The sequence below is a fragment of the Chitinophaga rhizophila genome, assembly GCF_019492185.1.
In the GTDB taxonomy this organism is placed as follows: Bacteria; Bacteroidota; Bacteroidia; order Chitinophagales; family Chitinophagaceae; genus Chitinophaga; species Chitinophaga rhizophila.
The window spans coordinates 1332276-1356790 of sequence record NZ_JAICCF010000003.1; the positions used below are offsets into that span (position 1 = coordinate 1332276).

Below are 24515 nucleotides of genomic sequence, written 5' to 3' on the forward strand. Positions count from 1 at the left end.
GTTTTGACAGAGATATTGGAATTATTCTCCTGAATATTTGCTGATTTCAGGAAATATTATACATTTGCACACCATTATGCGGGGAATTAGCTCAGTTGGCTAGAGCGCTTGCATGGCATGCAAGAGGTCACCGGTTCGACTCCGGTATTCTCCACAGAAAAAAGCCTTATAATTCATTTTATAAGGCTTTTTTATTGTACCTCCTCAATGACACCCCGGCTATCTTAACTAAACCACTTCCATGAGCTATCGCCAATTCAAACCTCACCCTGCCTTGTCCGCGTACATCGACGCATACTGGCTCGTTGAAGGAAGCGGCAATGCACTACATACCAGCAACATCCTGCCCGACGGATGTGTAGATCTCATCTTTAATCTCGATGATCAGTGCAGAAATACTGAAGGTACCATCACCATGGAATCGGAAAAGACTTACCTGATTGGTACAATGACGACTTTTAAAACTTCCTGTATCGGGCCTGATAATAAACTGATAGGTGTAAGATTTAAACCCGCGGCATTTTCGTCGTTCTTCAGGTTTGCACCATTGCATGAAATTACTGATCTGTCAATTGACTTTAAGCCAACCGATATTCCTGAAATAAATAAGCTGAGAGAGCGGCCGGTTCAATACCTGAATCACTATTTTCTGAACAGATTGATACAACCCCGGCACAACCTGTTAGATGTGGCCAGGGAGATAGAACAGGCAAAAGGACAGTTACCTATCCATGAACTGGCTAAACGGAATTATATCACTACGCGGCAGTTAGAACGACATTTTCAGCGTTATGTAGGCACTTCTCCAAAAGAGTTTGCAAATATTATTCGTTTCAGAAATGCGCATGCGCTGATTAAACGAAACAAAGAGAAACGAAGTTTGTTGACGATAGCATTTGAATGTGGGTATTATGATCATGCGCATCTGACAAATGATATCAAGCGTTACACCGGACTTACACCTTCGCAGTTGTAGGCACTGTTTCCCTATAGCTGCCCCGGCATCACCGTGTATTTGAGGTGGACTTGATCAGTTGCGTTAATGACAGTGTTCCGGCATGATAATATGCAGGCAACGTATTATACAGGCAAAAGGGATTCCATCACAGGTATCACCTGCATTCAATTCAGTAAGATAGTCAATGTAAAATGTAGTGTCAGGATATTTATCACCAATAGCTGACCCGCTGGCGGGGATTGTTATTCCCGTTGGATGATCTGCCGGGTTATAGGGGTAGGCTGCTTATATCCTACCTGTACTGACGTATTACAGGACAATGCTGGGTAGGAGGGTAACGGTGGATAGGAGATATGTTTCATCGCAGGAATGCCTACAGCTATAATATCTGCTGCTGAATACTTCCTGTCGGTGGAGGGACGTCCATGTATTATTGCGCGTACTTGCACAACAACAATGAGTATGCCTTTGCCGGGTGCATTTATCAACAGGTCTGCGCCGGTAAAGTAGGTGCTGGTATCAATTATCAGCTGACTCACTTCCGTATTCTTTACCTGCTGTGTGGCGAAACTGATACGAGTGGCAATAACTTTTATTTCCAGGGCAGTAGCGCCATTGTGCTGCCCCAACCATTGTGCCGGTAGGTGTAATACGTCTGCTGCTGTCAATGACGGAGGTATTGAAAAGAACTTATCAGTCCCCGTCTGTTGATTGAACCGGAAACCTGTTATTTTACCCAGGTCCTTGTTGCCGGCGTGAATCAGCGCTTTGGTCAGCTGATTGATGTAGCTACTATCCATAGGGATATCCAGTTCTCTGCAAAAGGCTTTACGGATCAGCGCTCCTTTGCTGCTTGCGATGCCAAACCTTTGCGCCGCCTGCCGGGTAGCACGTGTTTGTCTGGTTATTGTGGGCATACTGCGCACAAAGTGTCTGCCGTTCCGGTAATAGCCGATCATATTGCCCAGCTTACCGGTGAAAGTGAGTAAAGATGTTTGTTTTGCCATGTCGGATGGTATTGGTGATAACTAAAGATAACGCATCCGAATGCAGTTCTTCAGAGAGGTGATTTGTGTTTATTCAAATGTGATATAAGCATGTTTAGTAACTGTACAGCAATCATTCGAATGCTATTAAATGGATAGCAAATGCTGACGCGGTGGTCTTGCAAGGGGACGAAAAAATGAAGTTCCGGGTAATTTACATATCCTTGAAAATGTCTGTAATAGCGGTTTTCAGTTCCGTAGCCAGTAATGGTTTTTTGAGTAGTTTCAGTACCATCGGGTTTGCATAGGTACGGCTCAGGTCTCCATAGTCCAGGGAAGACGATACCATGATAACATGGCATTGTGACTTGATCTTGGCAGGATAGCTATAGAAAGCCTCCAGGAACTCGAAACCATCCATTTCCGGCATCTGTATGTCTAATAAGAGTACAGTAGGAGGGATGCGTGGAAGGGCGATGTTTGAAGACAGAAATTCGAGCGCCTTGTTAGCGTTGTTAAATGCAAGCACAGTCCTGCTGATCTGTTGCAATGTTATCAAACGTTCATGCAGCAGCAGATCCACTTCATTGTCATCAATCAGTATAACACGTAAATCAGGAATCGAAATCATTTCTGTTGGGGATGCTTATTTCAAATAGGGTACCTTCTCCATACTTTGATTCAACGTTGATAGTACCGCCAATTTTATTCAGCGCTTCTTTCACGATATACAATCCAATACCACTGCCTGGCTTGTTATTGTTTTTGGAGCGGAAGAACATTTTGAAAATGTTGTTGAGGTGCTCGCTAAGTATACCAATGCCATTATCTTCAATAGACAGGGTGGCTTTATGTGGTTCTACTTTAACAGACAGGTTTACTTTCGGATGACTTTCATCAGGCTTCTGATACTTTACGGCATTAGAGATCAGGTTATTGAGAATGACGCTGATGCGGAAAGTGTCTCCTTTAAAGTCTACCGGCTGGTCTACGTCTACCTGGAACTCGATAGCGGTATTCTGATGCCGGAAAGATGCGATACATTCCTGGATAAGGTGCTGAAAACTGATCTTTTCATACTCTACATCCAGGCGGGAATTGCGATAGTACTCAATAATTTTCTGGATAAAGCCATCCAGCTTAAGAATGCACACCTCGATCATGTTCAGGTAGCCGTTAGGGTCGGTTACTGAGTTATCCAGGCGGCTAAGATTGATAATGCCTAAAACGGACATCAGTGGCGAGCGCAGGTCATGGGAGGTGGAGTAGATAAAGCGGTTTAATTCGTCATTGATCTTTTCCAGTTCCAGGATCTTCTCCTTAAGCTGTCTGCGTGTATTGTATATCTCAAATGCGTTATTGATGGTACGGTGCAGCTCTACCTCATCCCATGGCTTTTTGATATAGGAGAAGATATGGCCTTTGTTGATGGCGTCTATGATATCCTCCACATCCGTATAACCGGTTAGCAGAATGCGCATCGGGTCGGGGAGGGTATCTTTTATTTCATTGAAAAATTCAACCCCTGTAGATACTGGCATCTTCTGGTCCGCTATAATGATTTGGACATCGATGCTTTTGAGCAGTTGTTTGCCTTCCTGGGCGGAATTGGCGGTGTAAATTTCATAACTTCTGCGGAATCCGGCTTTAAAAGCATTGAGGTTATGAATTTCATCGTCAATGTACAAGATCCTGATACGGTTTTCTTTCATCCATTTGTGGTTTTGGCGCAGGTTCAATTTCGTGATTGACATGGATTTGCCTGCGTGGGTATACTAAGACGCCAGAACGGTTACGCTCATGGGTAAATATATAATAAATTCTGCACCTTCGTCAGGCGCTGTAATTACCTCGATACGGCCGTTGTGCTTTTCTATAATACTGAATACGATGGAAAGACCTAACCCTGTACCTTCACCTACATCCTTAGTAGTAAAGAACGGATCGAAGATCTTCTCTTTTACCTTTTCTGTCATTCCGGGGCCAGTGTCTTTTATGCTGATAAGGGCAAGGCCGTTCTCTTCTCTGGTAGTGATAGTGACCGTTTCTTCGCGGTCTTTGTTATTGGTCTTAATAGCGTTGAATGCATTGGTCAGAATGTTCATGAACACCTGGTTAATCTTGCCGGCATAACACTCTATTTTGGGTAAAGAGCCATATGTTTTAACGACTCTTACATTAGGAGGGATGCTGTTTTTGAGTAACACCAGTGTGCTGTCAATTCCTTCGTGCAGGTCTACAGATTTTACTTCGCTTTCATCCAGTCTGCTGAAGGTACGCAATCCGCGGACAATTTCCGACGTTCTGGAGGCACCATCTTCAATACCTTTGATGAGGGACGAAATTTCTTCGTGAATATAATCAATATCTATCTCTTGTTTAAAAGCGGCAATTTCCTTTAATGCTCCGGGAATGTCCGGGTTATTAGGCAAGGCGTCATATTTGTCCAGCAATGTTTTTATATCCTGGATGTCAAGTTTAAGCGGCTTTATATTAGAAGTGACAAAATTGATAGGATTATTTATCTCGTGTGCAATTCCGGCTGTCAGCTGACCCAGCGAGGCCATTTTTTCCCGTTCAACAAGCTGGGTCTGGGCTTCTTTCAGATTTTTCAGGGCCACATTCAGTTCACCGTTGGAAGTCTGTAACTCCTCTGTACGTTGGGTTACTTTTTCTTCCAGGATGATATTCTGTTCCCTTACCAGCCGCTCATTCTCCTGAGAGGCCTGCAGTGCCTCTGCTTTGAAGAGGTTGATTTTATATGCCAGGGCGAAGGATAGCAGCAAGGCTTCCATACCGGAGCCTATCTGCAGGGCGTAATATGTAAATTCATTGTAGGGCAGCACATTAGCATTTCTGAGTACAAATACCAGTACGCTGAGCAGGAATATTGACCATGCCAACAGGAAGAAACGTGCAGAGCTATATCCTTTCAGGCTCATTCGCATGGCTACATAAAAGACTGCAACGGCGGCAAGGCCTACCACTATCTGCACCCATATCTGGGCAATGATATACATATTCAGAAAGGCTGGTATAAAGCAACCCAGGTATAAATATATCAATATGTTGATCAGGCGGTGCCCGGATTTGAAGTATTGTTTGGTCAGCAGGAACTGCTGTATAAATACCAGGGCCGTTAATCCGTTCAGTATGGGTACTAGTACAGGCGCATGTTGCGCCATCCACGGACTGTCGGGATACAGAAAGCGGAAGGTATAACCCTGTAAGGTAGCCTGTGTTAGTCCGACAAACACATTGTAGGAAACGTATGTCAGGTAACTATTGTCTTTGGTAGACATATACAGGAAGAGGTTATAGAAGGACATGGCCAGTATAACACCTATGTATAAACCGAAGATCAGATCCCTGTAGTTATTTTTCGCTGATACCTGGTCACGTGTGCCGACATATATAGGCAGCTGCAGCTGTTCGCCTGCCACCACCCGCAGGTAGTACTGCCGGGTGGAATCCGGGAGAAGCCGAATCGGAAAGATATAGTTCTGATGATCCACCGGCCTGTTGTTATAGCTGGTGAACTCTCCCAGTCTGGTGACTTTGAAGCGCCCGTCTGGCAGTACCTCAAAAAGGGTAATATCGTCTATGGTAGGGTATTCTACTTCCAGTAGCAGGTCTTTAACGTCAGATTGGTTGGTGATGGCGAATCTCACCCAATGGGTATATGGAGTGATCTGCAGGTTAGGGACGTTTTCATCGGGGAAGCTGAATTGCTGTTGCTTTATTGCATTGATATCCAGTTTATTGGTTTTGTCGGTATATATTTCCAGGAATTTGCCGATCCGGGTTAAGGGCATGTTGTTACGGTAAACGAAGGGTGCTGCCGCCTCCAATTGCTGGTAACCACAGATTGCAAGTAGCAAAAGAGCGATAAATCGGAACATGCGTTAAATTTATAGAAAATTCACCGTTCACTCTTCACATTGGAGAATTGTAAGTTGGGAATTTCGAGGTTATAACTCACATCATAGGAGCCTTTGGGGCCTACTTCTGTTTTTGTTTGCACCAGGTTTTCCCTGAGATCGTAGATCAGTTCTTTCTCTTTTGAATCGGCATGTTCCAGTCGGTTCACGTCATTGATCAGCATGGCAGTGGCTATGAAGTCGTCTTTGGGATAGAAGAAGGTACCTTTATCACCCAGCGATTCATCGATCACAAACCCAACCCGCTTGCCTATACGGGTAGTGATAGGCGCACAGAGTACGTGAAAGTTGTCGATAAGAAGCTGTGCGGCAAGTACCACGCCTGCTCTGGCCAGCACCTGGCTACCGATGCCCATTCCGGCTACTTCTTTTGAGTTCCACATAGCACAGATCTCTGCGCTGCCAGGGCGGACAGCGTCGTATATTTTGGCGTCATATTTTCCGATCGCGGTTTCGATTGGCAATGGTAGTATACCATCTGCCAGCTGTACGCGTGCGCCTCCATATGTTTTGGTGCGGGTTTCGTCCTCTACGATGATCACGATACTATTCTCATGATGCATCCAGTCAGCGCTACCTGAGGTAATTTTAGCAATACCGAAGTAGATCTCCAACAGCCGGAGGTGGCCATTGTAAAATCGCAGACAGGCCTCAGGATCGTCTGGTGCCTTAAAAGCCCTTACTGTAATCATGATCGTGCATGTGGGTACTCTTTAAAAAGGATCGGTGCGGAGATGGATAAATCCAGCATTCCGCGTTCGATTGCAAAATGAGATGCTACTGCTCATTCCTGCATTATTAAACAAGAATTTGTTCAAAATCCACATAATACCTGCCTGAGCTTTTGAATTGATCAAGCAGTATCCTTCTGCAGGTGTCTGTTACTACAGCGCCACCCAGTACGACAGATGATGCGAGCTGGGGCCAGGTAGTAATAGTTTTTCCGATCTGGCCTAAAGAGTATTTCATCCTTTCGGACATATCATCCAGGGCGACCATAGGGCGGAATATGGGTAATTTCTCTGCATCTGTTAGCCCACGCAGGCTTTTCAGATCGATATCCGGTATAAATCCGTGAAGCAAAGGTCGTTCGGGTTCCAGGTCAAAGCGTTCCACGTCTACCATTCCTCTGTCGTTCGTATCCATTACAACGGGGATGCCAAGGGCTTTCGCCTTCATTCTGCTCAGGATCTTAATATCTATACCGTCACATTCTTCTACCAGGATGTCAATATTGCCATCTTTGGTGAAGAAGTCATCGAGGTTTTCTTCAGTTGCACCTTCTTTATATATAACTACTTTGAGGAACGGGTCAAGTTCTGCTATTTCGCGTGCAGCGATGACCACTTTGTGTACCTGTATACTGTGTATGCCGGTGCGTATCCTGTTCATATTGGTCAGTTCCACTTTGTCGAAGTCCGTGAGGCGTAATTCACCACATACCCGTTCCATGGCAAGGGTAAGTGCGATGGACTGTCCGACGGAAAGACCGATAATACCGACCTTTTTACTGCTGAGGAGGGCGGTTTCCTCATCGGTGATTTTTTGTTTATTACGGCTTGTCCTTAATTCTATGAAGTCTTTTTCATCTACGATATGCACAACCCGATGTGACCAAGGATAATAAACCCATACGCCAAAAGCATGTATTGGTGTAGTACCAACATATTCCCTGATCTTTTGTTCAGATTCTTCTTCAGTAAGCCGCTGGGTAGGATTCCGGATCTTCATCAGTTCTCTCAGCTGAGAGTATATTTCGTCATATACCCTTATATGCGGATGATTTGCCAGTAAAGCCAGTAAACCGGCGTATTGTTCTTCATGCTGCAATCGGTAAAATACTGGTGTGTAATGATCCGGCTCGGTCCGTTGCTGATTGATATAGTGCTCTAGTTCTGTCATTTTGCCTGGCATAAAATTTTATGAACAATGATGGCAGTTATATGGTATATGTTAAAGTATGGTCAATTAGTTGTGTGCGTATAGTAGCATGGTAAGGGCCCTGATGACAAAGGCAAGCGCGTTAGTTGTCTATATATAGTGCATATTCGCTATGTAGTCTGGGATAAATGTTGTTTTAGTATACAAGTAAAGAATTAGTTAAAGTTTCACATGAAAGCGTATGGTAAAATAACAATTAATTTCAAAAGATTGCGAAATGTTGCAGTTATTTTAATGAGAATCTGTTGTTTACTTCCTGGTGTTTGATAGCTGGTTCAACTTATGCAATAAATTTCTATAATATTGGTGCAGAATTTGCTGCCGTAAGCAGTAATTATTAGAGTTCTTTATCATCATAATTTAATGCCTTAAGTATATGAACAAGAGAGAATTTATTAAGCTGGCTAGCCTGGCAGGTGTAGCAGCTCTGGGAAATCCAATCGGAATGATGGCCGCTGCTCCGGCAGCCCGTAATGGTGTATCAGTGTTGGGCAGCGATGCAAAAGCTCCTTTTGAACTGCCTCCATTACCTTATGGATTTGATGCCCTGGAGCCGCATATTGATAAAGCAACTATGCAGATTCACCACGATAAGCATCATGCTGCGTACGTGAAAAATCTGAATGAAGCTGTTAAAGGCTCATCTTATGAAAATCTTACACTTGAAGAAATACTGGCGAAAGTGAGAGCAGAAGATAAAGCTGTACGTAACAACGCCGGTGGCCACTATAATCACTCTCTGTTCTGGAAGTTATTATCTCCGAAGAAATCAGCGCCTTCTGATAAACTGAAAGCTGCTATCAATGAGTCTTTTACCTCATGGGATAAGTTTCAGGAGATCTTCAATACCGCTGCAAAAGGTGTATTCGGTTCAGGTTGGGCATGGCTGATTGTTACTCCAGGCAAGAAGCTGTCTGTAGTTGCCACACCTAATCAGGATAATCCACTGATGGAAAACATCGTTAAGGAGCGCGGTACACCTATCCTTGCACTGGATGTATGGGAACATGCATACTATCTGAAATATCATAATGTGAGAGCAGAGTACATAACAGCATTCTGGAATGCGGTAAACTGGACAGAAGTTGATAGACTGTACGCTGAGGCTAAATAGGCTTAATAACTATAAATAGCCGCGAGTGGTTGGACATACTGAATGCAGTAAGGAGAATGAAGGGTAAGATAAGCGCGTATGTATGTCTTGATTATTGAGCTGCTGTATAGAAATAATACCTACAATAACAAAGGGCTGACCGATCTGGTTAGCCCTTTGTTATATCAGTAATCTTGTTAATGTTTTAGTTTTTGAAATAGTCAAAGCCTCATTACTGGCACCCTGTTCTTAATTGTTCACTCGTTTTCTCTTGAAGAAAACGAATCCATTCTTTTCTTCTACGATCTCCAGATTAGGGTCAGTTCTGAATGGTGCACTATCTGTAATACGGCATACAAACCATGTAGGCTTATCTACATTCCCTGTCAACAGCCACTCCGTATTATAATAGTTCTGATTAGCAGGAGGCAGTTTTTTCGTATAGAACAGATGGGCGTAGCTATGATACATGAGCACCTGTACATAGTCGTCTTTCCCTTCAAAGGTTTTGAAGAAGTCAATGGCTGCACCTTGTGAAAAACGCTCAATCTTAGGTGTGAAATGCACAATTGTGATCTGGATAGCCACAATGGTACTGAAGAACATGCAAAGCAGTCCGGCCTGTGTTTTTTTCCTGAACATCAGCACTGCGCCGGTAATGATCAGTAGCATATAGCCTGCACCGTAAGCAGCTTCCCAGGCTGACCAGGGCACCTGGGCCTGAAGATTAGCCTGCGCAAAGCGGTCATGTATATGAGGAATAAGCAGGTCTTTATATACGCCTACCAGTGGAAGCAGGGTAATAGCCAGACCGATGGCTAGTCCGATCACCAGCATTAATGCAATATTCCATGCGTGCAGCTGGAGCTTATTTTCGGAAATACGGTATAGCTGCCATGCCGCCAGGAAACTAAGTGGGAAGTAGCACAGCGACGAGTAGTGAACTATTTTGGTTTCTACGATAGAGAAAAGTATCAGTACTACCCAGAACAGTACCCACATCCATACCTTAAAGTCCTTTACCTCTGTCGAAGCTGATCCCGAGTAGATAGATTTATGTTTCCTTCCCCTGAGATAGGTGAAGAGTAGTATGCTGCCAGGAAAACAGCCTACCAGCAATATAATCCAGTGATAGAAGAACGAGCCTCCGTGACCGGCATCTTTGGTGGTAAAGAGTCTTATCTGGTAGGTGATGAACTCCTCAACGAACCAGAAGCCGTGTGCGATAATCTCGTAGCCGAACCACAACGCGGTGGTCAGGAAGGAGGCAAGTATGATCAGGCCCAGCTGTCCCAGCCCCATACCGATCTTACCTTTCTTATACAGCCAGTAAAACAGCAGGGTAAGAATACTGACAAGGATGGCTACAGGGCCTTTTGTCAGTACTGCCAGTCCCAGGAATATACCACTGAATATGGCCATCGCTGATGGGCGGGGGCTATAGGCTATGCGATAGGCATAATAGATGGCGAGGAAGATAAACAGGTTGAATGTCGGATCTATGATACCCGATTTAAAGTAAAAGTGAGGCAACCAGGAGCCGGCATATGCCAGCGCCCACCATAGCCCAAGCTTGTCATCGGCAAGTTTCTTACCGATACCAAATAAGGCTACAAGCGTAGCAATACCAACAACGGCATTCGGGAAGCGGGCAGCAAATTCATTTACGCCAAAGATATGCATACTGATAGCCTGGAGCCAGATGAACAACGGAGGTTTTTCCCAGAACGGCTTAAAATCGATCTGTACTCTCGAATAATCATGGCTTACAATCATCTCTCTTGCAGCTTCTGCAAAATTGATCTCGTCCCAGTCAAACAGGTGTACGGCACCCAGGAAGGGTACGAAAAGCAAAGCAGCTGCAATAGCAATCAACAGGTATTTCATAATTCAGGCTATCAATAAAATAATACAATCAGGTCAGGCTGATCACCGGTTCGGTGACTACTTCCGGTACTTCTTTTCTTCTACTCTGGTGGAACAGTGTATACACAACCAGGCTGCTTGTTGTACCGATGATGCTCCCAACATACACATCCACAAAGAAATGCTGGGCCAGGTAAATTCTTGAATGGGCAGCAAGCAGTGCCAGTGTTATGAACGCAAATCCGGCAAATTTATTCCTGCATACCATAGCGAGGAAGGTAAACATGGCAAATGCAGTTGTTGTATGTCCGGATGGAAAACTGCAGGAACCGTGTACCGTTACCCATTTTACGGTATGTACCAGGTAATTTGCGTCTGCAAAATACAACGCAGGTCTCGGTTCATTGTAATAATGTTTTGCTGTTTGTACAATGATCGTAGTCAATAGCAATACAGTACCTGCTGTGAGGAACAGTTTGTATTTTCTGAAGACCAGTATAAAGGCCAGCATCACCGCAAAGGTAATACCATCTCCGATGTAGGTAATACCTGTCATGACAACGTCTGCCCATGGTGTATTGGCATGGTTAATGGCAAGAAACAGTTCGTCATGAGTGAAATAGGCCTGTAATAGCGCTCCTGCCACAATCCATAAAAGGAATGGCAAAAAGAAGCTGGCATTTTTGCCCAGCAGCGTCAGTAGTGTTTTCATAGTTGTAGGTTGTGACCCGCTCATAGGCAAAGCGGCGCGTATAGATCTTCACATTGTGCATTATGTTGTGGCAGGCACAGGTATATCCCCCCGGATGTTTGGAACTGACCGGCTAAGTGTGAAAATCTTGAAGCTGGAAGCTAAATGCCTATGGCTGTCAAGTTGTAGGTTTTGTACTAAGTTTTCTAAAGAGCTTTTTAACTTTATTGAATATCCTGAAATAAAACTCTTTGTTGAACAGATTGGAATCGTTCAGTGCTTTATAGATCAGGAACATCGCAATAGGTATAAGGACAATATTGGAGAGCCACATTCCGCTCCAGGTAGCCATCACATCTTTTCTGGCCATCTTCTCTCCAACCATGAAAAATATATTAAATATCACAAAGAATACAACCGCAAATATCAGCGGAGTACCCAGACCGCCCTTTCTGATAATGGATCCCAGCGGCGCACCGATCAGGAACATCACAATACAGGAGAATGCAAGGGTAAATTTACGTTGCCATTCGACTTTATGCAATAGTAAGGTACTATGTTTATCCCCAAATTCACGGGCAGGTCCTTCCAGGTTGTTCTGACCGTCGCGTATATTCTGTTCTGTTCTTTCCAGTGTATATCTGAGTGACTTCTCAGGAATAAAGTCTCTGAAGCTGGCAGCAGCGAGCGGCGGTGCTTTGGATACCCAGCCGGTATCGCCCCATTTGTAAAAGGCATAACGGGTGGTAATGTAAGCATTAACCGTACGGCTGAAGAGTTTTTCCTGCTCGTAGAGAGAGTCGATGGCTTTGTCCAGCTGAGCAACGTTCAGCATCTGCTGGTTGGAAGCAAATAGTCCCATATCCAGTCGGCTGAAAGCAAACGAACTAAGGTCAAATGCCTTTTTATACTCGCGGAAGCCAAGACGGATCAGTTCCCCGGGAGTGGAAGAGCTGCGGCTGTTGCGTTCTTCATAGCGCCAGCCTTTTTCCAGTATGAAGTAAAGGAATCGTTTATCGGCGGAGAGCAGCATTGTACCTTTTTCTGCCAGTATCACTTTGTCGCCACCGCCAGGAGTATGATCAATGATCATTACCTGGTGAATGGTTTTGTTGTCTTTTTCTTTCTGTGCTACTTTGATGGTGTAGTCAGGAATGTCTGTATAGAAAACGCCGGCTTTGATGTTGAAGGCCGGTTTTGAGTTGGTAATATCGTATAATAAAGACTTAGCGCGAAGGTTTGCCACCGGCATGGCATAGTTATTAAAGAGAAATGCCAGTAATGCAATAGTAGCAGAGACCGCCAGCAGGGGACGCATGAAACGGGTCAGGGAGATACCGGCAGATTTCAGTGCAACCAGCTCAAAGCTTTCCCCAAGGTTACCAAAGGTCATGATGGAAGAGAGCAGTACGGCGAGTGGGAGCGCCAGTGAAACGAGGTTAGCGCTGGTATAGGTGATCAGTTCAATAATCACCGGCGTGTCCAGACCTTTACCCACCAGGTCGTCGATATATTTCCAGAGAAACTGCATCACCAACACGAAGAGTGTTACAAAGAACGTAGCCACGAATGGCCCCATGAATGTTTTGATGATGAGCTTATCCAGTTTTTTCACTTTCCTGAGTAGTTTGTTTGATATCGGACTTTAACGTTGTCGGGTGTCTTATGTTGGCAAGATACGTTTGCCGGAGGACAAATTTAAAGCATACAAATTTAATATGATTTATGGAAGTGGGAGAGGGTTAGGCTTAAAATTACCGTTAAATTTCTCCCAATAAGGCTTTGCGGCTAAATTTACAGGATGGAGAATGTTTCATTGACAGCAGAAGAGCGGGCATTGGTAGGGAATGCCGGTTGGATTTATCTGAAAAACAATGTTTTAGAAAAGGTGGTATTGTTAATGGGGCAGTTGCATGAGGCTTTGAGAGCTGCGCCGGCAACTCATACGTTTCCTTTTCCAGCCGGCATGCTGGAAGCTGGAGGGAAGATATCACGAGGGGAGCGTTACCGGGAGCTGCCTTATGTTATATTGGATTATCCCCGCTTGTTCAGCAGGGACAATATTTTTGCGTTCCGCACCATGTTCTGGTGGGGACATTATTTCATTGCTACCCTGCATTTGGCGGGGGAGGAAAAAGAAAAGTATGGTCATGCGATTGCTTCAGCCTGGCAATTGCTGGCTGAAAATCAGTTTCAGGTATATCTTCTGGAAGACCCCTGGCAGCATGATTTTGAAGATGGAAATTACAAATTAATATCAGCCTTCTCGGAACTGGAATTTAAGCAGCTGGTTGCCCGATGTTCTTTTATTAAACTTGCTAGACCTTATAGTTTTGAAGAATGGGGAAAGATAGTTCCGGAGATAGTAAGAGATTATACTCTTCTGCTTCGGGCACTGATCAGTATCAGTTGATCACTGTTGGCTGGTTTTAGTTACCTATTCTGTGGAAAAGGTCTTTCACCTGGTAGTCCCACAGCTGGCTCTGGTCAGCGATCTCTTTCTTTTCTGCAAAATCTCTAACGATCAGTATCGTTTCATTTGTGACTTCGGAAATCTGTATGCGAAATTCAAAGAATTCTTCTTTGGGCGCATGTTTCCAATGTAGACGGATAAATTCATCTTCTTCCTGTTCGAGCACTTCAGCTTCTTCGACCGAACCATTCCATGAAAAAGAGAAAACGCTGTCCCGGTAATCTACTTTATCTGCGAACCACTCCTGCAAACCGGCTGGGGTGGAAAGAAATTCGTATAAGATACTGGGTGAGCATCGTACCGGGTATTCTAACTCATATTGCACTTTCTTAGACATCGCTCAAGTAATTAGTAAATCAATAGCATCTGGTTGCAATTATAGAAAATTATTTATTCTGTCAAAATTATTTTGCATTTATTTTTAATAATTGCCCAAAATCTTGTACACTTTATAAATAACAATTTTATTATGGAAAATATGAATATATTAGCAATCCACACTAATTGTTTTCACAGCTTTTATAAGAAAACCCGCTGTTAACGGCGTTGATATTAAGTTGTGAATGGTGAAACGTTTTTGCTTGAATATGGTTTAATAACTAATTATTTTTTTTGGGTGCTATCTAAAAAAACTTATTTTTGTCTGGCATTCATCAAATAGGGTAACATTTTATTAACCTGTAACTGTTCCGATTCTTTATGTCAATGCGCCAACTCAAAATCACGAAATCCATCACCAATAGGGAGTCCCAGTCCTTGGAGAAATACTTGCAGGAAATTGGGAAAGTGGATTTAATAACACCGGAGGAAGAGGTGAACCTTGCTATACGCATTAAGCAGGGGGATCAGAGAGCTTTAGAAAAGCTGACGAAGGCGAACCTCCGCTTTGTGGTGTCTGTTGCCAAACAGTATCAGAACCAGGGCCTGTCTCTCAGTGATCTTATCAATGAGGGAAATCTCGGCCTGATCAAAGCAGCACAGCGTTTTGATGAGACCCGCGGTTTTAAGTTTATCTCTTATGCCGTATGGTGGATTCGACAATCTATTCTCCAGGCATTGGCAGAACAGAGCCGTATAGTAAGATTGCCACTTAACAAAGTGGGATTGAGCAATAAGATCAGTAAGGCTTACTCTCAGCTGGAACAGGAATTTGAAAGAGAGCCATCTCCCGACGAACTTGCGACCATCCTCGAAATTAATACAGAAGAAGTAGAAGCCACTTTAGGCGTTGCTGCCCGTCACGTATCTATGGATGCGCCATTTATTGACGGAGAAGATAACTCCCTGCTGGATGTTCTTGCTAATCCAAATGCGGTAAACGCAGATGAAGAACTGGATCACCATGATTCACTGCGCCGTGAAATAGAACGCTCTTTATCTACCCTGACAGACAGACAGAAAGACGTTATCATCCTGTACTTCGGTATTGCGGTGGAACATCCGATGTCTCTGGAAGATATTGGTGAGAAATTTGGCCTGACCCGCGAACGTGTACGTCAGATCAAGGATAAAGCGATCACTAAACTGCGCACCACTTCCCGTAGCAAACTGCTGAGAAATTACCTGGGAAGTTGATTATTATTGCCCGCGCAGTAAAACAATCACTGAGAATTAAGTAACTTATATAATCAGAAAGGTGAATATCTGCGGATATTCACCTTTTTTTGTTATTTGTGGCTGCTTACTGGTTTGCATGCTACTTTATATTATTTTTGCAACCCTTGCAGCTGTGAGGTCCTGACACCAGGATGAGCAGCGAATAGCTTACAGCTAAAAATTAAACAAGATCACAGATGTTCGAATCATTATCAGAGCGGCTCGACTCGGCGTTTAAACAACTGAAGGGCGAAGGCCGTATCAGTGAAATCAATGTGGCCTCTACGGTGAAAGAAATTCGCCGTGCGCTGGTGGATGCTGACGTAAACTATAAAATTGCGAAAGACTTCACTGACCGTGTGAGAGAAAAGGCACTGGGTGAAAAGGTAATTACCGCTATTTCTCCAGGACAGTTGATGGTTAAGATCGTAAAGGATGAGCTGACTGAGCTGATGGGGGGTACCGAGGCAGAACTGGATATTAAGTCCAGCCCCTCTATTATCCTGATCGCTGGTCTGCAAGGTTCTGGTAAAACGACCTTTTCTGGTAAACTGGCCAATTTCCTGAAAAGCAAAAAGGGCAAGAAGCCATTATTGGTAGCGGCAGATATTTATCGTCCGGCAGCGATTGACCAGCTGAAAGTGCTGGGTGAGCAGATTGGAGTGGAAGTGTACAATGAGCCGGAGAACAAGGATGCGGTTAAGATCGCGCAGAATGCGATAGCGCATGCTAAACAGAATGGCAATAACATCATAATCATAGATACTGCCGGTCGCCTTGCCGTAGATGAGGTGATGATGACCGAGGTAGCCAATGTTAAAGCAGCAGTAAAGCCTAATGAGATCCTCTTTGTAGTGGATTCTATGACAGGTCAGGATGCTGTGAATACCGCCAAAGCGTTTAATGAACGCCTTGATTTCAGCGGTGTTGTACTGACTAAACTGGATGGTGATACCCGTGGAGGTGCTGCCCTGACAATCAAGTATACGGTAGAGAAGCCCATCAAGTTTGTGAGTATGGGTGAGAAGCTGGATACGCTGGATGTGTTCTATCCTGAGCGTATGGCACAGCGTATCCTCGGTATGGGTGATATCACTACCCTGGTTGAACGTGCGCAGGCTCAATTTGATGAAGAACAGGCAAAGAAACTGGAGAAGAAGATTCGTCAGAACCAGTTTGACTTTGAAGACTTCCGCGAGCAATTGCAGCAGATCAAGAAGATGGGTAACCTGAAAGATCTGATGGCGATGATTCCAGGCGTAGGTAAAGCTATTAAGGACATTGATATCAGTGATGACGCGTTTAAAGGCATAGAAGCCATGATCGGTTCTATGACGCCTTATGAGAGGAACAATCCGGATAGTATCGATGGCAGCCGCCGTAAGCGTATAGCAAAGGGCTCTGGTAAGGATATTCAGGATGTAAACCAGTTCATGAAGCAATTTGACCAGATGCGTCAGATGATGAAGATGATGAACAAATTCGGAGCTGGTGGTAAAGGTTTAAGAGCTTTAGGTAGATAGTCTCAGAAAAAAAAGTCCACAGTTTGTAGACTTTTAACAGAAAATATTTTGAACTATCCACTTTTAAGATTACTTTTGCTGCCCCAATTAAATACTTTTTCATAACTCGCAAAAAAATAACTCGAATTATTTATGCCAGTAAAAATCAGACTGCAACGTCATGGCGCTAAGAAGAGACCTTTTTATTTTATAGTAGTAGCCGATGCTCGCGCGCCTAGAGATGGTAAATTCATCCAAAAGATCGGTACTTACAACCCACTGACTGTGCCTGCTTCTATCAACATTGATACAGACAAAGCACTGCGTTGGTTACAGAAAGGTGCTCAGCCTACAGATACAGTTAGAAGAATCCTGTCTTTCAAAGGAGTTCTTTACCTGAAACACCTGTTGAGAGGTGTGAAACTGGGTCTGTTCGATGAACCTACTGCGTTCCAGAAATTCGAACAATGGCAGGCTGAACACGAGCAGAAAGTTGCTGCCCGTCGTGATAGCCACAAAAAAGCAAGAATTGCTACTCCAATCGTGAGAAGAGTTGAAGATACTCCAGCTCAGCCAGAAGGAGGCGAAGCATAATCCAGCTTTTGAATCATATTTGAAAGGGAAATATTTGTACGCAAATATTTCCCTTTTTCTTAGCCGCAAGGCCATCGTATTATGAATAATTACTTCAGCATAGGAAAACTGGTATCTGTATTTGGCTTACAGGGCGAATTTATCCTCAAACATAGTTTGGGTAAAAGGTCGGCACTGCAAGGAGTAGAGGCTATCTTTCTCGAAGTGCGTAAGAACAGTTTCATTCCCTACTTTGTACAAAAGACCAGCGTGAAGGACCATGAACATGTGTTTATCAAGCTGGAAGGAGTAGATACTAAGGAAGAAGCCCGGAAGCTGGTACAAACGCCCGTATACCTGGCAGAAGAAGATTTCAAGACGCAGACTGCCTCGTCAGCCCCGTTGTCTATGCTTGGTTTTTCCGTACAGGATAAGCAACAAGGCGAACTGGGAGTTATCGAAGAAGTGATCGAAATGCCGATGCAGGTGCTGGTAAAGGTGACTTACAAGGAAAAAGAGATGTTGCTACCGCTGAATGAGCAATCGCTTATTAAGGTGGATAAAAAGCAGCAGATCGTTCATGTAGATCTTCCTGACGGCTTACTGGACATTTACATGGAGTAGCAGGGAACACTTATATTCACTGAGACCTGCCTTTGCAGGGTCGATTGGATCATTACTATGAGAATAGATATCATTACGGTACAGCCAGGATTGCTGGAAAGCCCTTTTTCGCATTCCATCCTGAAAAGGGCTCAGACGAAAGGGTTGCTGGAAGTGCATACCCATAATCTGCGCGATTATTCCAATCTGAAGCACAAGCAGGTAGACGACTACCAGTTTGGCGGAGGAGCAGGAATGGTAATGATGTTGGAACCAATGGTAAATGCAATTGAGACCTTGCAGTCTAAAGTACAGTATGACGAAGTAATATACCTAACACCAGATGGCGAAACGCTTAATCAAAAGATAGCCAACCAGTTATCACTCAAAGGCAACCTGCTGTTGCTATGTGGTCACTACAAAGGTATTGATGAGCGTATCCGCACGCATTTCGTTACTAAGGAGATCTCTATTGGGGATTATGTACTCTCAGGAGGAGAACTGGCCGCCGCCGTGCTAGTAGATGCTATTGGCAGACTGATACCCGGAGTATTAAACGATGAGACTTCTGCATTATTAGACTCATTTCAGGACAATCTGCTGGCACCGCCAGTATATACCCGTCCGGAGGAGTTCAGGGGCTGGAAAGTGCCCGATGTGCTTTTAAGCGGTGATCATAAGAAAATTGATAACTGGAGACATGACCAGGCGCTGGAGCGCACAAAGGCACGTCGTCCGGATCTGTTATAAATTTTGGTTGGTTTTCAACCTATTGGAAAATTATTCTTTAATAAACGGGGTTGTTATTTGGAAGTTCTGTATTTCTCAGTTACCTTTGCACTCCGATAAATATTTGAAAGATGAACGCTATTTCTTTTGTTCACGAGCAACTGACAGGTAAGAAATCCTACCCGAAGTTTAAGGCCGGTGATAACGTCACTGTAAACTATAAAATTGTTGAAGGTAACAAGGAAAGAATCCAGTCCTTCAAAGGTGATGTATTGAAAATCCAGGGTACTGGAGCTACTGTAACTTTTACAGTTAGAAAGATTTCTGATGGTGTAGGTGTAGAAAGGGTATTCCCGCTGCTGTCGCCACATATCGATGGAATCGTGCTGAATAAGGTTGGTAAAGTTAGAAGGGCGAGACTGTTCTACCTGCGCGAACGTGCTGGTAAAGCTGCCCGTATCAAAGAGAAAAGGGTTTAGTATAAATACAGGGAAATTAGTGATAACGGGGACCGTTTGGCTCCCCGTTTTTTTCATGTCTATGAGAACCGGAACCACGCATTGAAAGCTCTTAAAATAGTATTAAAACTTTGCTGGCCAATCCATGTCAGGCTAAATCCCGAATATATTTACCTATCTTTGTTTGCTTAACGTTTAAAACTGAGAAAATGACTGCCGCATTTAAATCACCATTTTTATTATTTCAGGAATTAGGTATGACAGAATTACTCTTGATTGCTCTGGTTGTATTGCTGCTGTTTGGTGGTAAGAAAATTCCAGAACTGATGCGTGGCCTTGGTAAAGGTATCCGTGAGTTTAACGACGCCAAGAACAACGTACGTAAAGAGATCGAAGATGGTATGAAAGATCAGCCAGCTACGACAGATCATAAGAATGCCTAATTAACCTGTAGCTCAGGAATCTGGTTTTCATTGAATTAATTCAAACGTGAATAGGGGAGTAGTTTGCCTGTGAAAGGGAATGCAGTTAATCACTGTACAAAGCTGCTATATGCCATATGCCAACTGAGTACTGCTCAGTAGCAATTTTTCAAGTTTGACTTTACCTTATTTTTTAAGCAATTAACTGGTTTGGCTTTGTCTGAATACAGCAGTATATCGGCTTTTCATGAAGCATTATACGCCGGCAGAACAACCTGTACGGAGATGGTGCGGTATTACCTTGACCGCATCGTGCAGACAAAACACCTGAATGCTTATCTGGAAGTTTTTGAGGAAGAAGCCCTTGCGAAAGCGCATGCACTGGATCTCCGTGTTAAAAACGGTGACTCTGTGGGAGCGCTTGCAGGCGTTGTGATAGGCATTAAGGATGTTATCTGTTATAAAGGCCATAAAGTAAGCGCCGCTTCCCGCATTCTCGAGGGATTTACCTCCCTCTATTCTGCTACCGCTGTCGAAAGACTGCTGGCAGAAGATGCCATTATTATTGGTAATCTCAATTGCGATGAATTTGCTATGGGATCAACCAATGAGAACTCCGCCTATGGTCCGGTGTTGAACGCACTGGACAATTCCTGTGTACCGGGCGGGTCATCTGGGGGATCGGCAGTTGCTGTGCAAGCTGATCTCTGTATGGTAAGCCTGGGAAGTGACACAGGCGGCTCAGTAAGACAACCCGCTGATTTCTGTGGAATTGTAGGACTGAAACCGACATATGGAAGAATTTCCAGACATGGACTAATAGCATACGCTTCGTCCTTCGACCAGATAGGAATTTTTGGCAGGAATATTGCAGATGTGGGTATAGTGCTACAGTTTATTGCAGGGCCCGATGAGTATGATAGTACAGCTTCGGGCGAAGCAGTACCAGAGTATAAGATTGAGCACAATAAATCCTGGAAAATAGCGTATTTAAAAGATGCGTTATTTCACCCCGGCCTCGATACGGAGATGAAGGAAGGTTATCTCCGCTTCTTTGAAGAACTGGAAGCTAACGGTAGCTCAGTTACCGCAGCTGACTTCGCCTACCTCGATTATGTAGTGCCCGCATATTATGTGTTGACCACTGCAGAAGCTTCATCTAACCTTTCCCGGTTCGATGGAGTGAAATACGGACACAGAACTTCTTTAAATAACCTCGAACTCGCAGACTTTTACAAGAAAAGCCGCTCAGAGGGTTTTGGTAAAGAGGTAAAACGACGTATCTTACTTGGGACTTTCGTACTTAGCGCGGGTTATTATGACGCCTATTTTACTAAAGCCCAGCAAGTTAGACGAATGGTGGTGGACAAATTGAACGAAATTCTTTCGGAATATGACGCCATCGTAATGCCAACTGTTCCGTCTACAGCATTTAAAATTGGAGAGAAATCAAATGATCCAATAGCCATGTACCTGGCCGATATTTACACGGTACTGGCAAATCTGGCAGGGGTTCCGGCAATTTCCGTACCTTTGCAACGGCATTCAAACGGGATGCCATATGGTGTACAGATCATCACAAAGCAATTTAGCGAAGCAAACCTGTTAAGCATTGCGGAACACGTAATGCAGACACGGAGGGTTACTCCTGTTTAAAATAAATATGTGTATGAGGAAAATCTTTTTACTACTGCTGTTGCCATCGTTAGGAGCAGTGCAATTGAAAGCGATTGGTGGCAATGGTGTACCTAAAGAGATGGTTACTCCCTATGGAGGACCGGATACTACGGTACTGAACCACAAAGTACGTTTGCCCAAGGATACTGTTGTAGTACCTTCCGCAACGTCTCAGGCGGTGCGCAAAAATGCGCAGAGTCTCCCGTCCAGCATCAGCAGCCCAAAGGTCTATGAACAGATCAACAACAACATCGTAGCTGGATACATCAATAACTTTGCCACACGGTATAGCCAACACCTGCAGGTAATGATCTCCAGAGGTCAGCCTTACTTTGTGATGGTTGAGAAAATCTTCAGAGAACACGGGATTCCTGAGGAAATGAAGTACCTCGCAGTGATAGAATCCAGCTTTAATACTAATGCTCGTTCCCGTGTAGGTGCAGTTGGAGCCTGGCAATTTATGTCTGGTACAGCGCGCATCTTCGGTCTCAATGTGGGTAAAAAAGTGGACGAACGTAAAGACTTCTACAAGTCTACAGTAGCCGCTGCCAAGTTCCTGAATGAACTGTACAACCAGTTCGGTGACTGGTTACTAGTAGTAGCTGCCTATAACTGCGGTCCCGGCGGCGTACAACGTGCTATGAATGCAAGCGGTCGCAGCGACTTCTGGGGAATGCAATACTTCCTGCCTGCAGAATCCCGTAATCACGTTTATAAATTCATTGCTACAGGTTACATCCTCGATAGATTCAATAACTTCTTCGGTGTAGGTAACGACGGCGTGGCTGCTCCTGTAAGCGCTCCTGCAATGACAAGTGCGGCTTCCTCTACTACTGAGCTTACAGAAGAAGAAATGTTCAATACTGTTGAGTTTAACATCTCCGGTAAATATCGCCTGGATGCTATTGCAAAGAAGCTGAACATGGAAGTTTCTGAACTGGAACACCTGAACCCGGAGTTCGCCAAAATGATGGCAAGCCCTGAGAATAGCTACGATCTGAGAATCCCTAAAGACAAGATGAAGGAATTTCAGACAGAGAAAGATGAGATTCTGAAAGAGTCCCTGCAGATGATGCTGGATGATAAAGCCACAGCTTTAGACAAATCCCGCTTCCCTGCTCCTGCAAAAGTAGCTGCTCCAGCCGAGGCTAAAGCAAAGAAGACGACTACAAATAATCATATAGCAGCAAAAACGTCTAAAACATCCAAAGCTGTTGCCGCTAAAAAGCCAGCAGCAAAAGGTAAGACAGCTACCGCTAAAAAGAAAACAGTTGCTAAAAAGACAACTGCTAAAAAGCCGGTAACTAAGAAGCCAGTGATGAAGAAAACAACGCTGCATTAATCATACGGAACTAATAGCAAAGGCCTGATCATACGATCAGGCCTTTTTGTTTTATCTACTTTGCCAAGCTCCTGCAACACGCATCTCCGATAATGTCTTGCCGGCAACTTTCCAATACTGGGAATATTGTCTCTAAATAGGAACGCCTACATATCGTATATGCAGGCGTTCATGTATTTAGCGATAAAAAAATTTAATCATTATCCTACCTGACTCGCCTGTAGACGGTTTTCCTCTACCTTCTTAACAATATCCAGCAGTGGTCCTGTCATGAAGGTGGTTGCCAATGCCATCAATACCAGCATAGCAAAAATTTCAGGGGAAAGAATACCCAGATCATAGCCGATATTTAATACTACCAGTTCCATAAGCCCTCTGGTATTCATTAACGCGCCTATACCCAAAGCATCCATCCAGGATTGGCCCATCAGTTTCGCAGTAAGAGCGCTACCTCCCAGCTTGCCGCCTACTGCAACCAACATAATCAGTCCGAATACAGACCAAAGCTGCCCCTGACCTAATAATCCGATCTGAGTACGCAAGCCAGTAAAGACAAAGAATATTGGTAACAATAGCAGAACGCTCACGTCTTCCAGCTTATCAGTAAGCAACTTCTGAACAGATACTTCTGCCGGCATGATCACACCTGCCAGAAAAGCACCGAACAATGCATGTATACCGATTACCTCTGCCGCCCAGGCTGAAAACAATAGTACCATGAATGCTAATGCGACAATTGACTTCTCTTTCTGCTGCCGTTGAAACTGAGCAATCTTCTTTGCAAGCCAGGGTTTCAGTACATACAACATAATAGCAAGGAATACGAGCGACAATGCCAGCGTAAGTGCAGCAGTCCATAAAGTGCCTGCTTTTACAATTGCAATCACAACAGCCAATATACACCATGCTGTAACGTCATCTGCTGCAGCACAGGTTATCGCCAGCAGGCCTAATGGTGTACTGCTAAGCTTTCTTTCCTGTACAATACGAGCCAACACCGGAAACGCTGTTATACTCATTGCAATACCCATAAACAATGAGAAGGAAAGGAAACTTACATTAGCAGGTGCAAACTGTCCGTATATATAATAAGCCAGTAATACTCCCAGGAAGAACGGAAACACAATGCTTGCATGACTGATCATCACTGCGTCATGCGCCTTGTTTTTCATTTTGTGCGTATCCAGTTCCATGCCGACTACAAACATAAAAAATGCAAGTCCTATCTGACTCAGAAACTGTAAGTTCTTAAATCCTTCTGCCGGAAAAACAAACGCACTGACAGACGGCAACGCCATGCCTAACAGGGACGGGCCCAGGCATATACCTGCAACAATTTCTCCTACCACCGCTGGTTGACCTATCTTATTCGCCAGCCATCCAAATAAGCGTGCTGTCAGCAGAATCAGAATGATCTGCAGCAGCAATAACGCCAGTGGATGGTGTACATTCTGTACCATCCCCAGCCATACACTTTCTGCTGTGGAGTGGGCGCTCGCTGCAGATGCAGCTGTTGCTGCTTCTACTACACTACTCGCAGGCGTACTTCCGTCTGTAACCAGGTGGCTGCCTTGATCAATGATAAACCAGGTCAGGCATCCGAAAAAGCCGATAATTAAGGGGTAAAGCAACAGTTTCTTGTTCATATAGTATCGGTTTGGTTG

At 44.2% G+C, this 24515-nt stretch carries 23 protein-coding genes and 1 tRNA gene; 13 read left to right on the forward strand and 11 right to left on the reverse strand.

Annotated elements, in window-relative coordinates; translation table 11 throughout:
* The first annotated feature begins 80 nt into the window (after window positions 1-80).
* Together K1Y79_RS20050 and K1Y79_RS20055 are read left to right on the forward strand one after the other, a co-directional pair.
* A tRNA-Ala gene (locus K1Y79_RS20050) sits at window positions 81-154 on the forward strand.
* 87 nt (window positions 155-241) lie between these two features.
* Window positions 242-976 carry an AraC family transcriptional regulator gene (locus K1Y79_RS20055; protein ID WP_220251937.1) on the forward strand — a complete coding sequence of 245 codons (735 nt, stop codon included), beginning with the start codon at window positions 242-244 and terminating at the stop codon, window positions 974-976.
* Window positions 977-1200: 224 nt separating this feature from the next.
* Here K1Y79_RS20055 and K1Y79_RS20060 read toward each other — a convergent pair whose 3' ends face one another.
* The 6 genes from K1Y79_RS20060 to K1Y79_RS20085 form a co-directional block, all read right to left on the reverse strand.
* Complete coding sequence (locus K1Y79_RS20060; protein WP_220251938.1) at window positions 1201-1965, reverse strand: hypothetical protein; 765 nt, start codon at window positions 1963-1965, stop codon at window positions 1201-1203.
* Window positions 1966-2158: 193 nt separating this feature from the next.
* Window positions 2159-2575, reverse strand: coding sequence for a response regulator (locus K1Y79_RS20065; protein ID WP_220251939.1), 417 nt, complete (start codon window positions 2573-2575; stop codon window positions 2159-2161).
* Complete coding sequence (locus tag K1Y79_RS20070; RefSeq protein WP_220251940.1) at window positions 2559-3656, reverse strand: sensor histidine kinase; 1098 nt, start codon at window positions 3654-3656, stop codon at window positions 2559-2561. Before K1Y79_RS20070 ends, K1Y79_RS20065 begins: the two co-directional genes overlap by 17 nt.
* A 63-nt stretch (window positions 3657-3719) precedes the next feature.
* Window positions 3720-5846, reverse strand: coding sequence for a sensor histidine kinase (locus K1Y79_RS20075; RefSeq protein ID WP_220251941.1), 2127 nt, complete (start codon window positions 5844-5846; stop codon window positions 3720-3722).
* A gap of 20 nt (window positions 5847-5866) precedes the next feature.
* Window positions 5867-6577 (reverse strand): hypothetical protein, encoded by a 711-nt coding sequence (locus tag K1Y79_RS20080; RefSeq protein WP_220251942.1) that lies wholly within the window; start codon window positions 6575-6577, stop codon window positions 5867-5869.
* A gap of 106 nt (window positions 6578-6683) precedes the next feature.
* On the reverse strand, window positions 6684-7787 hold the full coding sequence (locus K1Y79_RS20085; RefSeq protein ID WP_236059709.1) for a ThiF family adenylyltransferase: 1104 nt from the start codon (window positions 7785-7787) through the stop codon (window positions 6684-6686).
* A 415-nt stretch (window positions 7788-8202) separates the two neighbouring features.
* Here K1Y79_RS20085 and K1Y79_RS20090 point away from each other — a divergent pair, with 415 nt between their 5' ends.
* The gene (locus K1Y79_RS20090) at window positions 8203-8940 is read left to right on the forward strand and encodes a superoxide dismutase (protein ID WP_236059710.1); all 738 of its coding nucleotides are present in this window, start codon (window positions 8203-8205) and stop codon (window positions 8938-8940) included.
* Between the two features lie 228 nt (window positions 8941-9168).
* Here the strand turns inward: K1Y79_RS20090 and K1Y79_RS20095 are convergent, their stop codons facing one another.
* From K1Y79_RS20095 to K1Y79_RS20105, 3 genes are all read right to left on the reverse strand, one after another.
* Window positions 9169-10806: an ArnT family glycosyltransferase gene (locus K1Y79_RS20095; protein ID WP_220251944.1), complete on the reverse strand. Its 1638-nt coding sequence runs from the start codon at window positions 10804-10806 to the stop codon at window positions 9169-9171.
* 28 nt (window positions 10807-10834) lie between these two features.
* Window positions 10835-11497, reverse strand: a complete 663-nt coding sequence (locus K1Y79_RS20100) for a phosphatase PAP2 family protein (protein WP_220251945.1) — start codon at window positions 11495-11497, stop codon at window positions 10835-10837.
* 157 nt (window positions 11498-11654) lie between these two features.
* Window positions 11655-13091, reverse strand: coding sequence for an LptF/LptG family permease (locus K1Y79_RS20105; protein ID WP_220251946.1), 1437 nt, complete (start codon window positions 13089-13091; stop codon window positions 11655-11657).
* A gap of 186 nt (window positions 13092-13277) precedes the next feature.
* Between K1Y79_RS20105 and K1Y79_RS20110 the strand changes: the two genes are divergently transcribed.
* The gene (locus K1Y79_RS20110; protein WP_220251947.1) at window positions 13278-13889 is read left to right on the forward strand and encodes a hypothetical protein; all 612 of its coding nucleotides are present in this window, start codon (window positions 13278-13280) and stop codon (window positions 13887-13889) included.
* Between the two features lie 16 nt (window positions 13890-13905).
* On the opposite strand, the gene K1Y79_RS20115 is transcribed toward K1Y79_RS20110, so the two are convergent.
* Entirely contained in the window at window positions 13906-14286 is a 381-nt protein-coding gene (locus K1Y79_RS20115) for an START-like domain-containing protein (RefSeq protein WP_220251948.1), read from the reverse strand.
* 368 nt (window positions 14287-14654) lie between these two features.
* On the opposite strand from K1Y79_RS20115, the gene K1Y79_RS20120 reads away from it, so the two are divergent.
* The 9 genes from K1Y79_RS20120 to K1Y79_RS20160 all read left to right on the forward strand — a co-directional run bounded on the left by K1Y79_RS20120 (window position 14655) and on the right by K1Y79_RS20160 (window position 22851).
* On the forward strand, window positions 14655-15524 hold the full coding sequence (locus tag K1Y79_RS20120) for a sigma-70 family RNA polymerase sigma factor (protein ID WP_044218015.1): 870 nt from the start codon (window positions 14655-14657) through the stop codon (window positions 15522-15524).
* Between the two features lie 218 nt (window positions 15525-15742).
* On the forward strand, window positions 15743-17068 hold the full coding sequence (gene ffh, locus K1Y79_RS20125; protein WP_220251949.1) for a signal recognition particle protein: 1326 nt from the start codon (window positions 15743-15745) through the stop codon (window positions 17066-17068).
* A 132-nt stretch (window positions 17069-17200) separates the two neighbouring features.
* Complete coding sequence (gene rpsP, locus K1Y79_RS29560; protein ID WP_220251950.1) at window positions 17201-17641, forward strand: 30S ribosomal protein S16; 441 nt, start codon at window positions 17201-17203, stop codon at window positions 17639-17641.
* 81 nt (window positions 17642-17722) lie between these two features.
* Window positions 17723-18244, forward strand: coding sequence for a ribosome maturation factor RimM (rimM, locus tag K1Y79_RS20135; protein WP_220251951.1), 522 nt, complete (start codon window positions 17723-17725; stop codon window positions 18242-18244).
* A 57-nt stretch (window positions 18245-18301) separates the two neighbouring features.
* Window positions 18302-18973, forward strand: coding sequence for a tRNA (guanosine(37)-N1)-methyltransferase TrmD (trmD, locus tag K1Y79_RS20140; RefSeq protein ID WP_220251952.1), 672 nt, complete (start codon window positions 18302-18304; stop codon window positions 18971-18973).
* 110 nt (window positions 18974-19083) lie between these two features.
* Complete coding sequence (gene rplS / locus K1Y79_RS20145; RefSeq protein ID WP_220251953.1) at window positions 19084-19431, forward strand: 50S ribosomal protein L19; 348 nt, start codon at window positions 19084-19086, stop codon at window positions 19429-19431.
* A gap of 236 nt (window positions 19432-19667) precedes the next feature.
* Window positions 19668-19853 (forward strand): Sec-independent protein translocase subunit TatA/TatB, encoded by a 186-nt coding sequence (locus tag K1Y79_RS20150; protein ID WP_044220993.1) that lies wholly within the window; start codon window positions 19668-19670, stop codon window positions 19851-19853.
* A gap of 195 nt (window positions 19854-20048) precedes the next feature.
* Entirely contained in the window at window positions 20049-21488 is a 1440-nt protein-coding gene (gatA, locus tag K1Y79_RS20155; RefSeq protein WP_220251954.1) for an Asp-tRNA(Asn)/Glu-tRNA(Gln) amidotransferase subunit GatA, read from the forward strand.
* A 13-nt stretch (window positions 21489-21501) separates the two neighbouring features.
* The gene (locus K1Y79_RS20160) at window positions 21502-22851 is read left to right on the forward strand and encodes a lytic transglycosylase domain-containing protein (protein ID WP_220251955.1); all 1350 of its coding nucleotides are present in this window, start codon (window positions 21502-21504) and stop codon (window positions 22849-22851) included.
* Between the two features lie 200 nt (window positions 22852-23051).
* On the opposite strand, the gene K1Y79_RS20165 is transcribed toward K1Y79_RS20160, so the two are convergent.
* Window positions 23052-24497: a cation:proton antiporter gene (locus K1Y79_RS20165; protein ID WP_220251956.1), complete on the reverse strand. Its 1446-nt coding sequence runs from the start codon at window positions 24495-24497 to the stop codon at window positions 23052-23054.
* Window positions 24498-24515 lie beyond the last annotated feature (18 nt).